Raw genomic sequence first — 13,277 nt, 5'->3', positions numbered from 1 at the left:
GTAGGCCCGGAAAAGATCGGAGATCGATGGCGACCACGCCGTTCCGCAACGTCCAACCGCTCCTCGCCCCCCGGGGGATCGCCGTCGTCGGCGCCTCACCGCGCGGAAACCGCGGCAGCCGGGTCCTCGAGAACCTGGCCCGCTTCGGGTACGCCGGCCGGGTCGTCGTCGTGAACCCCGGCCATGCCGAGGTCCTCGGCCGCCCGGCGGTGCCGACGGTGCACGACCTCCCCGACGGGATCGACCTCGTGGTGGTCGCGGTGGCCGCCGACCGGGCCGTCGACGTCGTCCGCGACGCCGCGGAGCGCGGGATCCGCGGTGTCGTGGTGATCGGCAGCGGCTTCGGCGAGGGCGAGAACGGCCGGGAGCGGGGCGTGGCGCTGGCCGAGCTGGTCGCCAAGCACGACCTGGTCCTGTGCGGCCCGAACTGCTACGGCGTGCTCGACGTCGCCAGCGGCGCTGCCGCCTACTCCGGCCGGATCATCGACCCGCTGGAGTCCGGCAACGTCGCCCTGGTGATGCAGTCCGGAGCGCTGACCCACGCTGTCACGGACTCGGCCCTGGGCCGCGGGCTGGGGCTGTCGGCGATCGTCACCACCGGCAACGAGCTCTCGGCGACCGTCAGCGACTACGTCGCCTGGTACGCCGAGGACGAGGTCACCGAGGTCATCGGCGTCTTCGTCGAGGGACTGCGTGACGCCGACCGGTTCGCCGCCGCCTGCCGGCGGGCCCGGGAGCGGGGGAAGGCGGTCGTGGTCCTGGCCGCGGGGCGGTCCGAGACCGGCCGCCGCGCCGCGATGGCCCACACGGGCGCGATCGCCGGCGCGGCCGCGGCCCTCGACGGCCTCCTGGCCTCGGTCGGTGCGGTCCGGGTCGACGACCTCGACGAGTTCCGCGAGACCCTGCTGCTCTTCTCGACGCTGGCCGGCCGTTCGGCCCAGGGCTCCGCTGGAGTGGCGGCCCTCTCCATCTCCGGCGGTGCGTGCGGCCTGACGGCCGACCTGGCCGACGATCTCGGCGTCGCGCTGCCCGCCTTCGCTCCGGAGACGGCGCGGGCGCTGCTCGCCGGCCTGCCCGACTTCGCCGCCGTCAACAACCCGCTCGACGTCACCGGCGCGGCCGCGGAGGACCCCACGATCCTGGCGGGTGCCCTGCGCACGGCGGCGGCCGACCCGGCCGTCGGCGTGGTCGTCTTCGCCATGAACGTCGGCCTGGCCGGCCCGGGCCAGGAGGAGTTCTACCGCGGCCAGGCCCGGATCCTCGCCGAGGCCGCACGCACCTCGGCCAAGCCCGTCGTCCTGGCGGCGATGACCGGCGGCGCGCTCGACCCGGGCATCGCGGAGGCGACCCGGGGCGCCGGCGTACCGGTGCTGCTCGGGATCCGCCCGGCCCTGGCCGCCCTGCGCTCGTGGCTCACCTGGCCGGCGCGGGCCGGGCGAGCGTCCGAGCCGGCCGTGCCCGCCCAGGACTGGCCCGCGCCGACCTCGGTGGCGGCGGGCGCGGACGCGCTGGCCGCTCTCGAGGCCGCCGGCATCCCGGTGGCGCCCTTCCGGCTCGTCGCCACGCCCGCGGAGGCCGCGGTCGCGGCGGCGGAGCTCGGCGGGCCCGTGGTGCTCAAGATCGAGTCACCCGACATCGCGCACAAGACCGAGGCCGGTGGCGTCCGGCTGCGGGTGGAGCCGGCGACCGCAGCCGCCGAGGCCGAGGCGCTGCTGGCCGCGGTGACGCGAGCCGAGCCGGCCGCCCGCATCGACGGCATCCTGGTCCAGTCGATGGTCGCGGGCGAGCGCCTGGAGTGCCTGGTCGGCGTCACGGCCGACCCGCAGGTCGGGCCCTGCCTGTCGATCGCGCCCGGTGGCGTCCTCGCCGAGCTCCTCGGCCCGGTCGCGTCGCGGCCGGTGCCGGTGAGCGCCGCCGAGGTGGAGGAGCTGATCGACGGCTCGGCCCTCGGCGCCCTGCTGGCCGGGTACCGGGGTGCGCCGCCGATGGACCGGGAGGCCCTGGTGGGCGCCGCCGTGCGCTTCTCCCGGCTGGCCGCCGCACTGCCCGGGCTCGCCGCCGCCGAGATGAACCCGCTGCTGGTGGGCGAGCGTGGTCGGGGAGTGCTGGCCGTCGACTGCCTGCTGATCCGCGACGACGACTGAACGCACGAGCGCCGCGGCACCGCAACCCCTCGGGTGCGCTGCCGCGGCGCCTGCCGGCCGCTCAGGCTCAGCGGATGTGCGGGATCACCTCGGTGGCGAACCGCTCGATGTTGCGGTGCACCAGCTCCTTGGGCATGCCCGGGAAGTTGAGCCGGACGATCAGGTCCGTCACGCCCAGGACGTCGCGGTGGTGGAGGCAGTCCGCGATGACGTCCTCGGGCCCACCGACGATGAACCTGTTCTTGGTCAGGTCGCCGAAGTCGCTGATGTTGGCGCCGCTCTCGCCGGGCACGTTGTCGCCCATGCCCCAGGAGTAGTACGCCTTGTACTTGGCGCCGATGAACGGCTCGGCCTCGCGCAGCGCGCTCTCCTTGTCGTCGCCGACGAAGAGCTCGACGCACTTGGCGAAGCGCACCTCCCGGTCCAGGCCCGCATCGGCGCGCGCCTGGTGGTAGAGGTCGACCTGGCGCTTCATCTCGCCCCACTCGGTCATGGACGTCGCGATCCAGGCGTCCGCGTGGGTGGCGGCGCGCTGGATGGCCTTGTCCGCCGTCGCGCCGAACCAGATCTGCGGCCGGGGGCCCTGCAGCGGCTTGGGCGCGATGCTGACGTCGTCGAGCGTGAAGTGCTTGCCCTGGAAGGAGACGTGGTCCTCGGTCCAGAGCCGCTTGAGGATCTCGACGCCCTCGACCAGCCGGCCGACGCGGTCCTTCTTGTCCAGCTGCATCGCGGCGAACTCCTCGGCGCGATAGCCGAGGCCCACCCCGAGGATCAGCCGCCCACCGGTGATGACGTCCATCGTGGCGTACTGCTCGGCCACGTCGACCGGGTTGAGCATCGGCAGCAGCAGCAGGTTGGTGCCGACGTTCATCTCCCCGGCCTCCGCGGCCAGCCGCGCCAGCAGCGGGGTCGTCTGCAGGTACTGCTCCGGGTGGCTCAGGAAGTGCTGGCCGAGCCAGACGGCGTCGTACCCGTTGTCCCGGATCAGCTTGGTCTGCTCGATGAGTCCGGTGACCGCGGCGGCGATGTCCTCGTCGGCCGAGTACTGGGATCCGAGGAAGACTCCGACATCCATCGCGGCCTCAGAGGACGCCGCGAGCGATGTCGTCGCTCAGGGTGCCGTAGAGCTCCGGACGACGGTCCCGGAAGAAGGTGTACCGCACGCCGTGCTGGTCGACCTGGTCGAGGTCGAGCTCGGCGGTGAGGACGAACGGTCCCTCACCGGCCGGTCCGGCGGCGAGCTCCTCGCCCAGGGGCGAGAAGATCCGGCTGGCGCCGAACATCTGGCGCGGTCCCTCGGTCTCCTCGAGCCCGCCCTTGTTGGAGGCGACCACGAACAGGCCGTTCTGGATGGCCGCGGTGCGCAGCTCCCCGCCCCAGGAGTCGGCCCGGTTCGGGCCCCAGGCGGCGACGGGCACGAACATGATCTTCGAGCCCTGCAGGGCCAGCACCCGCCAGGCCTCGGGGAACGAGCGCTCGTAGCAGATGAGGATCGAGATCTTGCCGTACTCCGTCTTGAAGGTCGCCAGGCCCGGCCCCTCCTTGAAGTAGTACCGCTCGTTGAGGCCGGGGGAGTACGACCACTGGTCGGGGATGTGGTTCTTCCGGTAGACCCGCACCTGGCGGCCGTCGGGCAGGTCGCCGGGGACCAGGTTGCCCTCGCGGTCGATCACGGCCGCGCTGTTGTAGAACTCGCCCTTGACCTCGCCCTTCTCGTAGAACGGGAAGATGACGTAGGCGCCGAGCTCCTTGGCGAGCTCCTGGTGGCGACGTACCGACGGCCCGTCGATCGGCTCCGCGAGCGAGAAGTGCTCGGGGGTGTTGTAGCCGCAGAAGTACTGGGTGTTCGAGAGCTCGCTGAACAGGACGAAGTCGGGCTTGAAGTCCTTGGTGGCCTCGGCCACCAGCGCCAGGTTGTCGTCGACGTTCTTCTGGGGGTCGGTCGTCGCCGGTCCGTTCTGGATCAGCAGTACCTTTGCCTTCATTGCTGGAGCTACCTCTTCTTCTTCCTCATCAGGGGTGGGGTGCCGTCCGTGGGAGACGGATCAGCGATGGATGAACGCGCCGGTCGGCGTGCCGACGACCTCGCCGTCGAGGGCGACGGTGACGCCGCGGATCAGCGTGCGGACCGGCCAGCCGCGCAGGCGCTGGCCGTCGAGGATGCTGTAGTCGCAGAAGCTGCCCAGCTCCTCGTGGCGCACGGTGCGCTCCAGGTCGAGGTCGCAGATCGCCACGTCCGCGTCGGCGCCGGGACGCAGCGTCCCCTTCTGCGACATGCCGAAGATCGACGCCGCGTTGCCGGAGAGGACCTGGGCGATCCGCTGCAGGGTCATGCCGCGGCGGTGGTGGCCCTCGGAGAGGAGGACCGGGAGCGTGGTCGCCATACCCGGGAAGCCGGCGGCGGCGGACCAGATGTCGCCCTCCTTGCGTTCCCGGGGTACGGCGCAGTGGTCGGTGCCGACCGTGTCGACCGAGCCGTCGATGAGTCCCTGCCACAGCGCCTCGACGTCGTCGGCGCTGCGGACCGGTGGGTTGATCTTGGCCATCGAGCCGACCGGGCTGTCGTAGGTGTGGGTCAGGTAGTGGGGGCAGGTCTCGACCCAGGCCCGGCTGCCCGTGGCGCGGACGTGCCGGGCTGCGTCGAGGGACTCCTGCGAGCCGATGTGGACCAGGTAGATCGTCGCGTCCACGTGGTCGGCGAGGAACGCGACCCGGCGGATGTTCTCCGCCTCCGCGAAGGCGGGCCGGGCGTTCGACCAGGCGCGCAGGCCCTGCTCGCCGGCCTCCCGCACCTGGCGCATGGACCGGTTGACGATGTCGGTGTTCTCGGCGTGGATGCACGCGACGCCGTCGACGGCGGCGACCTTCGCCAGCCCCTCCAGCAGCAGGCCGTCGTCGCACTCGTTGACCATGCCGACCGTGGCACCGTCGGCGCCGCGATAGGCCATGTAGAACTTGTGGGAGGTGACGCCCTGGCCGGCGTACTTCTCGATCTGGTCCACCTGTGTTTCCGCGAGCATGCCGAAGTGGATGCCCACGTCGACGTGCGCGGACTGGCCGATCGCCGCGATCAGCTCCGGCAGCTCGTCGTACGGCGCGGGCGCCATGCCCTGGTACTGACGGTAGAAGGAGAGGATCGATGTGACGCCGCCGAGGGCGGCGGACCGGGTCTCGCTCGCGAGGTCGGCCTCGAAGGACTGTGCGTAGCCGAAGTGCGTGTGCGGGTCGATGACGCCGGGGAGGACGACCTTGCCGCGCGCGTCGATGACCTCGCCGGCGTCGACGGGCACCGCGGGGTCGATCCAGCCCGCGATCCGGCCGTCGCGGATCGCGAGCGTAGCCTTTCGCTGACCCCAGAGGGGGTCGACCAGCTCGGCCCCCGTGATGGCGATGTCGAACTCCATGCGCCCCGGCCTTCCTCCCGGCCGAACGCCGAGGATTGGTTCACTCAATGAACTGAAAGTCTCAACAGTGAACCAATCGCTCCGGGGTGTGTCAATGGATTCCGGCGATCCGGCCCTCGCGATCGCGATCGGATCGGTTGCGCGCCCCGTCGATCGGCGCTCGGTCCGCCCGAACCTCTTGACAGCGGAGTCCGTCGTGGCGTTCATTGTGCTAAAACGAATCGACGGTTCGATCATCGAACCAGGGCAGGGATGGTGGAGCCAGTGTTCGAGGACATCCGGGTGGAGCGCGACGACCAGGTCGCGGTGATCACTCTGGCACGTCCGGCGGCGCTGAACGCGTTGCGTCAGCAGACGGTCACCGAGCTGAACCGCGCGATCGAGGACGTGGAGTCCGATGTCGGCGTCAAGGTCGTGGTCCTCGCCGCCGACGGCGATCGCGCCTTCTCCTCCGGTGTCGACCTCGTCAACGACCCGGCTCCGACCACCACCATGGAGGTCGACGCGATCGCGCAGCGCAATGCGCGGATGATCGAGCGGCTGTGGTACCTCGACAAGCCGCTGATCACCTCAGTCAAGGGCGTCGCGCTGGCCGCGGGCTGCAACCTCGCACTGATCGGCGACCTGACCATCTGCGGCCGGTCCGCCTCGTTCGGCGAGCCGGAGATCCGGCACGGGACGCTGTCCCCGCTGCTGCTCCTGCCGTGGCTCACGCACTTCAAGCTGATGAACCACATGTACCTCACCGGCGACAGCGTCGACGCGGAGGAGGCCTACCGCCTCGGCCTGGTCAACCGCGTCGTCGAGGACGACGCGGTCGACCGTGAGGCGCTGGCCCTCGCGCACCGGATCGCCAACGCGCCGCTGCTGACGCTGCAGTCGGTGAAGCGCTCGGTGCGGATGATGCTCGACACGCAGGGCTTCAAGGGCCTGCAGATGGGCCACCGCTTCGCCGACACCCTCGTCCTGGACTCGACCGGGCTCCCCGAGCGGGACCGGCTGCGGGAGATCCGGGCCAAGGACGGCTTCCGGGCCTTCCTCGACGCCCGCGACACGCCGTACCGGACGAGCTGACCGACCGAGCCCCGGACAGGAGGAGCCATGGCTCTCTACATCTTCAAGCGCGTCGCCCAGCTGGTGCCGTTGCTGCTGGTCATCGCATTCGTCGTCTTCGTCGCCCTCTCGCTGGCGCCGGGCGATCCCACGACCCTGCTGCTCGGCCAGAACGCGACCCCCGACGAGGTCGCGCGCCTCAACCACGAGCTGGGGCTGGACCGCTCGGTCGTCGTTCAGTACTTCTCGTTCATCGGCGACGCGCTGGGCGGTGACCTCGGCGAGTCCTACCGCAGCGGTCGCGACGTCGTCTCCGAGCTCGGCCGGACCGCATCGGTCAGCGCCACCCTCGCCGTCACCGCGATGCTGCTCGCCGTGGTCGTCGGTGTCGGCGTCGGCATCCTGACGGCGGTCAAGCAGTACTCGTGGATCGACAACGTGGTCCGGGTCGGCGTGCTCGCGCTGGTCTCGATGCCGGTGTTCTGGCTCGCGATCCTGCTGATCATCCTCTTCTCGGTGAAGCTCTCGATCTTCCCCGCCTTCGGGTGGGGCACCTACGGCCACCTGGTGCTGCCGGCCCTGGCGCTGAGCACCTATCCGCTGGCGGTGATCACGCGGCTGACCCGCTCCAGCATGTTGGAGGTGCTCGGCAGCGACTACGTGCGCACCGCCCGGGCCGCGGGGATGCCCGAGCGGATGGTCGTGCTCAAGTACGCCCTGAAGAACGCACTGGGGCCCGTGCTGACCGTCATCGGCCTCCAGTTCGGCGCCCTGATCGGAGGCGCGGTGCTGACCGAGACGATCTTCGGCATCCCGGGCATGGGCCGGCTGATGGTCACCGCCATCGAGGGCCGTGACTACCCGATCGTCCGTGGCGCGGTGCTGCTGGGAACAGTCGTGTTCGTGTTGCTCAACCTGGCCGTCGACGTGCTCTACAAGTGGGTCGACCCGAGGCAGAGGGGACTGTGAGATGACGCAGGAGACTACGGGGATGACCCTTCCGTCGGCCGAGCCGACGCGCTGGGCGGAGACCTGGCGCACCTTCAGTCGCAACCGGGCCGCGGTCGTGGGCCTGGTGGTGCTCGTGCTGCTGGTCCTCGCCGCGGTGCTCGCGCCGTGGATCGCGCCGCACGACCCGGCCGCGCAGCACCTGGACCTGCGGCGCGCGGGCCCGAGCGGCGATGCGTGGCTGGGGCGCGACGAGTTCGGCCGCGACATCCTCAGCCGGATCATGATCGGCGCCCGCTCGACCTTGCTGGCCGCGGTCGGCTCGGTCGCGCTGAGCGGCGTCGTCGGCACGCTGATCGGCGTCCTCGCCGGCTACCGCGGCGGCGTCGCGGACAGTCTGCTGATGCGTGCGATGGACCTGGTGCTCTCGTTCCCCTACTTCCTGCTCGCGATCCTGGTGGTGGCCGTCGCCGGGCCCAGTCTGCGCAACGCCGCCATCGCGATCGGCATCACCTACATCCCGCAGTACGCGCGCGTCGTGCGCGGCGCGACCTTCGAGGTGATGGGCAAGGAGTACATCGAGGCCGCCCATGCCTCCGGTGTCCGCGGCCCACGGATCGCCTGGCGACATGTGCTCCCGAACATCAACGCGCCCATCATCGTCATCACCACGGTGGGACTGGCACTGGCGATCGTCGGCATCTCCTCGCTGAGCTTCCTCGGGCTGGGCGCCCAGCCGCCGAGCCCGGAGTGGGGCGCGATGCTGGCCAGCGGACGGCAGTACGTCGCCTCCGCGCCGCACATCAGCATCTTCCCCGGTGTCGCGATCCTGATCACCGTGCTGAGCCTGAACCTGGTCGGCGACGGCCTGCGCGACACCTTCGATCCGACCCTGCGGTGATGCCGACGACGACGTGCCGCTCGGCCTGCCGACCGGGCGGCACGTTGGTACACCTGCGCTAGTGTTCGGCCGACATCACCATGGAGGGACCTCATGGCAGCCAACGAATCGGGACTCGTGCGTCGCACGATCTGGGTCCTGCGGGCCGTCGCCGCTCACCCGAACGGCGTCGGACTCAGCGAGATCGCGCGAGAGTCGGGCATCCCGAAGGCGACCTGCTACCGCGTGCTCAGCGTCCTGGAGAGGGAGAGCTGGCTGACCCTCGACCCCGACACGCGTCGCTACAAGGTCTCGCTCGGACTGCTCTCCATCGTCGGCGGCTTCCTCGACAGCAACGGCGGCTACCGCCACATGCGTCAGGTGCTGGCCGACCTGGCCGCCGACACCCAGGAGACCTGCGGCTTCGACGTGCTGCACCCGCCCAACGTCATGGTCGTGGCGCAGGCCGCCGGCCCGCGCCTGATCGGGCAGACCATGAAGCCGGTGCCGCGGACCCAGCCGGTCTGGTCGACCTCGACCGGCAAGGTGCTCCTGGCCATGCTGGACAAGGCGAAGCTCGACGAGTACGTCGAGGACATCGACCGGCACGGCCCGGCGTCCCTCGGGGGTGCCGAGGCGTTCGTCGCGATGCTCCGCGAGATCCGCGAGCGTGGCTACGCCCACTCCCGCGACGAGCTCGAGGAGGGGGCGACGTCCGTCGCGGCGCCGGTGCGGGTGGCCGACAGCTACCCGTACGCCGTGTGGATCGGGGGGCCGAGCTTCCGGCTCACCCCGGAGTGGGTGGCCGAGGTCTCGCCCCGCCTGCTGGAGGCCTCGCGCAAGCTCGGTGAGCTCCTGACCTACACCGACCTGCAGCTGCCGACCGACCTGCGGGTGTGAGCGGCGCGGGCTGAGCCCGCCCCAGCCACCCGGCCCGACAGCGGCCCGCCGTCCTCCGGCAGGGCCGCTGTCGGGCTGCCGTCGTGCCGCTGCCGTGCTGCCGTCGATGTCGGGCGTGTATCGGCGACGTATCCGCGATGTCACTTGACAAGGTCTCGTCGCATCGTCAGTATCTGGACCAACGGTTCAACTAACGAACCAGTGATGCGAGAGGTGGAGACATGACCATGAAGGTGCGGAAGACGGTCCGGCACCTGGAGGTGACCGAGCGGGAGAACGGGCAGGACGTGTCGCCCGCCCACCGCCTGGCCTTCGTCGGGATCGTGATCGAGAACCCGTACGGCGCCGGTTACGTCCAGGACCTCGTGACGCTCGCCGACGAGATCGCCGAGGAGATCGGCCAGCTCACCGGCCCCGCCTGCGTGGAGCTCCTCGGCGCCCCGGTCGAGGCCTTCGGCAAGGTCGCGCTCGTCGGCATCGGCGGCGAGGTGGAGCACGGCTCGGCGCTGATCCACAACCTGCGCTTCGGCAACGTCTTCCGCAACGCGGCGGAGGGCACCGAGCTGCTGCCCGCGGCGGAGAAGGTCGGCCTGCCCGGCGACCCGATCGACGTCCCCCTCAAGCACAAGAACGACGCCAAGACGCGCTCGCACCACCAGACGGTGACGCTCCAGGTGCCCGGTGCCCCGCTGCCGAACGAGATCCTCGTCGGCTGCGTCGCGGCCAGCTCCGGTCGCCCGCTGTCCCGCCTCGCGACCTTCGGTGCCGAGACCTCGGCGAGCTGACGGCCATGACGACGAGCGAGGTGGCCACCACCTGGGACGCTGACCGGATCCGCGCCGCGGACAAGGCGTACGTGATCCACTCCTGGTCCAACCAGGGCGCCGTCAACGCGACGCCGATCGCCGGTGGTGAGGGAGCGTGGTTCTGGGACCACGAGGGCAACCGCTACCTGGACTTCCAGTCCCAGCTGGTCAACATGAACCTCGGCCACCAGCACCCCAGGATCGTCGAGGCGATCCGGGCCAAGGCGGCGGAGATGTGCTACATCGGGCCCAACTACGCCGAGCAGTCCCGCGCGCAGCTCGCCGAGCTGATGGCGGAGGTGACGCCCGGTGACCTGAAGATGTCCTTCTTCACCACCGGCGGAGCAGCGGCCAACGAGAACGCGATCCGGCTCGCCCGGCACGTCACCGGCCGGCAGAAGGTCGTGGCGCGCTACCGCAGCTACCACGGCGCGACGGCCGGCGCGATCGCGCTCACCGGCGACCCGCGCCGCTGGCACGCCGAGCCGGGCCCCACGGGGGTCGTGCGCATGTTCGATCCCTACACTTACCGCTGCTCGGCCGGACACCCTGACCCGTGTCCCGTCTGCTCGGGCGCACCGCACCTGGAGGAGATCCTCCAGTACGAGAACCCGAACACGGTGGCCGCGGTGATCCTCGAGACGGTCACCGGCACGAACGGCATCCTGCCGCCGCCGCCCGGCTACCTCCAGTCCATCCGGGAGGTGTGTGACCGGTACGGCATCATCTTGATCTTCGACGAGGTGATGGCCGGCTTCGGGCGCACCGGCGAGTGGTTCGCCTGTGACCACTGGGACGTCACGCCGGACATCCTGATCACGGCCAAGGGCCTCAACTCGGGCTACGTGCCGCTGGGTGCGATGACCGTCAACGAGCGCATCTCGGACTGGCTGATGGGCAACAAGTTCTGGGGCGGCCTGACCTACGCCGGCCACCCGCTGGCCTGCGCGAGCGGGGTCGCCTCGATCGAGGCCATGCGGGAGGAGCGGATCATCGAGAACGCTCGCGAGATGGGCGCCCGGCTCAACGCCGGCCTCCACCGGCTCGCCGAGCGGCACCCCTCCATCGGCGAGGTGCGCGGGCTCGGTCTGTTCCAGGGACTCGAACTGGTGCGTGACCGGGTCACGCGCGAGCCGCTGGTGCCGTTCAACCCGGTCGGCGAGGCGGGCGCGCCGATGCAGGCCGTGGTGGCCGCCGCGAAGAAGCGCGGGCTCTACCTCTCGGCCAACAACAACGTGGTGCGCCTGACGCCGCCGCTGGTGATCGGCGCCGAGGACATCGACCTCGCGCTCGACATCCTCGACGACGTCCTGGTGCACGCGGACGCCGCCGGCGTGTCCTGAGCACCGGTCGCCGAAGCAGGAGGGAAGCACCCGTGGGCCACGACCACCGCACCTGTGTCGCCGACGCCACCTACGGCCCGGGCCGGCTCCCGCCGGTCGGCGCGACCGAGGGCTGAGCGTGCGGGCGCACCAGCGGGTCGCCGCGGCGCTGCGGGAGCTCGGCGTCGAGACGATCTTCGGCCTGATGGGCGAGGGCAACATGCGTCCGCTCATCGACTTCGGTGGTCTCGGCGGCACGGTGGTCGCCGCCACCACCGAGGGCGCCGCGGTCAGCATGGCCGACGGCTACGCCCGGGTGGGACGGCGGCTGGGCGTCGCGTCGGTCACCCACGGTCCCGGTGCGACCAACGCGCTGACCGCCCTGACCGAGGCGGTCCGCGCGCGGACGCCGCTGCTGGTGCTGACCGGCGACACCCCGCCGCGTCACGACCACCTGCAGCGCTTCGACCTGCGGGGACTGGCCGGGCTCGCGGGAGCAGGCTATGTCCGGGTCGGCGCCGCGGCGGACACCGCGGCCGACGCCGCGCGGGCCGTTCGGCGGGCCGGGACGGAGTGTCGGCCCGTCGTCCTCGACCTGCCGGTGCCCCTCCAGCGGATCGAGGTCGCCGACGGGCCGCCCCTGCGCCCCGTGACCCCGACCGCGCCCGGCCTGCCCGACGAGGGCGAGCTCGACCGCGCGCTCGGCATCCTGGCCGGTGCCCGCCGGCCGGTCGTCCTGGCCGGGCGGGGCGCGCTGGACGCGAAGGACGAGGTCATCGCTCTGGCTCGCGCCGTCGGCGCGCCGACGGGTACGACGCTGCTCGGCAAGGGCCTGTTCGCGGGGGAGCCCCTGGATCTCGGGGTGATCGGGACCCTGTCCTCCGACCTCACCCTGGAGACGGTCCAGGCGGCGGACTGCCTGCTGGTGCTGGGCGCCGGCCTGAACCGCTACACATCGGTCGATGGCGCGCTGCTGCAGGGACGCGCCGTGATCCAGGTGGACCGGGATCCGGCGCGGATCTCCACCGCGGCCGAGGTCGGCCTGGTGGCCGACGTACGACGGACGGCGGCCTCGATGTGCGAGCTGCTCGTCGCGGCGGGGCAGGAGCCCGCCACGGCGCACCGCGGCGATCTCGCCGAGCTCCTCGCCCTCGAGGCCGCCCGGCCGGTCGCGAGCGCGGACGGCCCGGAAACGATGGACCCGCGCACGGTGATGCGCCGGCTGGACCAGTTGCTGCCGCCGGACCGGGTCGTGGTCACCGACACCGGGCGCTTCGTGTACGCGCCCTGGCGGCTGCTGTCGGTGCGGAGTCCGCAGGACTTCACGCACACCTGCAACTTCGCCTCGATCGGCCTGGGGCTGGGGACCGCCCTCGGCGCGGCCGTCGCCTCGGAGCGCCCGACCGTGGCGGTGGTCGGCGACGGTGGCGGCGTGATGAACCTGGTCGAGCTCGCGACCGCCGTCCGGCTCGGGCTCCCGCTGCTGGTGGTGGTCTGCAATGACGGCGCCTACGGCATGGAGTACCGGCATCTGCGCCTCGACGGGGACGACCCGACCCCGGCGCGGTGCACCTGGCCGGACTTCGCGGAGGTGGCCCGCGCGCTGGGTGCCCGGTCGGCGACGGTGCGCACGGGTGACGATCTCGACGCCGTCGGTCCGTGGCTGGCGAGCCTGGGCGCCGACGGCGCCGGCCCGCTCCTGCTCGATGTGCGCTGCGACCCGGACGTCGACGTGGCCGACCTCGCCTGAGGCCCGGCATGCGGGGGTGTTGACAGATGGCGCCCGCGCCAGCATATTACGAACCAGTGGTTCAACTAAT

General features: G+C 71.5%; 11 protein-coding genes. 8 read left to right on the top strand and 3 right to left on the bottom strand.

The genetic code is table 11. The features are described 5' to 3' along the window. Positions 1-26: 26 nt before the first annotated feature. Positions 27-2,144 carry an acetate--CoA ligase family protein gene (locus RB608_RS04460; RefSeq protein WP_308086599.1) on the top strand — a complete coding sequence of 706 codons (2,118 nt, stop codon included), beginning with the start codon at positions 27-29 and terminating at the stop codon, positions 2,142-2,144. A gap of 67 nt (positions 2,145-2,211) precedes the next feature. Here the strand turns inward: RB608_RS04460 and RB608_RS04455 are convergent, their stop codons facing one another. From RB608_RS04455 to RB608_RS04445, 3 genes are read right to left on the bottom strand one after another with little or no spacing between them, the layout of a single operon-like run. Next, positions 2,212-3,219 (bottom strand): LLM class flavin-dependent oxidoreductase, encoded by a 1,008-nt coding sequence (locus RB608_RS04455; RefSeq protein ID WP_308086598.1) that lies wholly within the window; start codon positions 3,217-3,219, stop codon positions 2,212-2,214. Positions 3,220-3,226: 7 nt separating this feature from the next. Beyond that, positions 3,227-4,129 carry a nitrilase-related carbon-nitrogen hydrolase gene (locus RB608_RS04450; RefSeq protein WP_308086597.1) on the bottom strand — a complete coding sequence of 301 codons (903 nt, stop codon included), beginning with the start codon at positions 4,127-4,129 and terminating at the stop codon, positions 3,227-3,229. A gap of 60 nt (positions 4,130-4,189) precedes the next feature. Continuing rightward, positions 4,190-5,548, bottom strand: a complete 1,359-nt coding sequence (locus tag RB608_RS04445; protein ID WP_308086596.1) for a dihydroorotase family protein — start codon at positions 5,546-5,548, stop codon at positions 4,190-4,192. Between the two features lie 252 nt (positions 5,549-5,800). On the opposite strand from RB608_RS04445, the gene RB608_RS04440 reads away from it, so the two are divergent. From RB608_RS04440 to RB608_RS04410, 7 genes are all read left to right on the top strand, one after another. Continuing rightward, positions 5,801-6,622 (top strand): enoyl-CoA hydratase/isomerase family protein, encoded by an 822-nt coding sequence (locus RB608_RS04440; protein WP_308086595.1) that lies wholly within the window; start codon positions 5,801-5,803, stop codon positions 6,620-6,622. 27 nt (positions 6,623-6,649) lie between these two features. Continuing rightward, positions 6,650-7,570 carry an ABC transporter permease gene (locus tag RB608_RS04435; RefSeq protein WP_308086594.1) on the top strand — a complete coding sequence of 307 codons (921 nt, stop codon included), beginning with the start codon at positions 6,650-6,652 and terminating at the stop codon, positions 7,568-7,570. Between the two features lie 22 nt (positions 7,571-7,592). After that, a complete protein-coding gene (locus RB608_RS04430) occupies positions 7,593-8,450 on the top strand; it encodes an ABC transporter permease (protein WP_308086593.1) in 858 nt (285 codons plus the stop codon). Between the two features lie 93 nt (positions 8,451-8,543). Beyond that, a complete protein-coding gene (locus RB608_RS04425) occupies positions 8,544-9,329 on the top strand; it encodes an IclR family transcriptional regulator (protein ID WP_308086592.1) in 786 nt (261 codons plus the stop codon). A gap of 221 nt (positions 9,330-9,550) precedes the next feature. Next, positions 9,551-10,114: an amino acid synthesis family protein gene (locus tag RB608_RS04420; RefSeq protein ID WP_308086591.1), complete on the top strand. Its 564-nt coding sequence runs from the start codon at positions 9,551-9,553 to the stop codon at positions 10,112-10,114. A 5-nt stretch (positions 10,115-10,119) separates the two neighbouring features. Beyond that, a complete protein-coding gene (locus RB608_RS04415) occupies positions 10,120-11,478 on the top strand; it encodes an aminotransferase class III-fold pyridoxal phosphate-dependent enzyme (RefSeq protein WP_308086590.1) in 1,359 nt (452 codons plus the stop codon). A 118-nt stretch (positions 11,479-11,596) separates the two neighbouring features. Then, positions 11,597-13,207, top strand: coding sequence for a thiamine pyrophosphate-binding protein (locus RB608_RS04410; protein WP_308086589.1), 1,611 nt, complete (start codon positions 11,597-11,599; stop codon positions 13,205-13,207). The last annotated feature ends 70 nt before the right edge of the window (positions 13,208-13,277 follow it).

The organism is Nocardioides sp. LHD-245 (genome assembly GCF_030929495.1).
Lineage (GTDB): Bacteria > Actinomycetota > Actinomycetes > Propionibacteriales > Nocardioidaceae > Nocardioides.
Note: the sequence above shows the minus strand (reverse complement) of the source record. Positions and strands in the feature narration are given on the sequence as shown.

Coding starts and splice junctions, on each gene's coding strand:
- RB608_RS04420 (WP_308086591.1), top strand. CDS start 9,551: ATGACCATGAAGGTGCGGAAGACGGTCCGGCACCTGGAGGTGACCGAG.
- RB608_RS04440 (WP_308086595.1), top strand. CDS start 5,801: ATGGTGGAGCCAGTGTTCGAGGACATCCGGGTGGAGCGCGACGACCAG.
- RB608_RS04435 (WP_308086594.1), top strand. CDS start 6,650: ATGGCTCTCTACATCTTCAAGCGCGTCGCCCAGCTGGTGCCGTTGCTG.
- RB608_RS04460 (WP_308086599.1), top strand. CDS start 27: ATGGCGACCACGCCGTTCCGCAACGTCCAACCGCTCCTCGCCCCCCGG.
- RB608_RS04445 (WP_308086596.1), bottom strand. CDS start 5,548: ATGGAGTTCGACATCGCCATCACGGGGGCCGAGCTGGTCGACCCCCTC.
- RB608_RS04450 (WP_308086597.1), bottom strand. CDS start 4,129: ATGAAGGCAAAGGTACTGCTGATCCAGAACGGACCGGCGACGACCGAC.
- RB608_RS04430 (WP_308086593.1), top strand. CDS start 7,593: ATGACCCTTCCGTCGGCCGAGCCGACGCGCTGGGCGGAGACCTGGCGC.
- RB608_RS04415 (WP_308086590.1), top strand. CDS start 10,120: ATGACGACGAGCGAGGTGGCCACCACCTGGGACGCTGACCGGATCCGC.
- RB608_RS04425 (WP_308086592.1), top strand. CDS start 8,544: ATGGCAGCCAACGAATCGGGACTCGTGCGTCGCACGATCTGGGTCCTG.
- RB608_RS04455 (WP_308086598.1), bottom strand. CDS start 3,219: ATGGATGTCGGAGTCTTCCTCGGATCCCAGTACTCGGCCGACGAGGAC.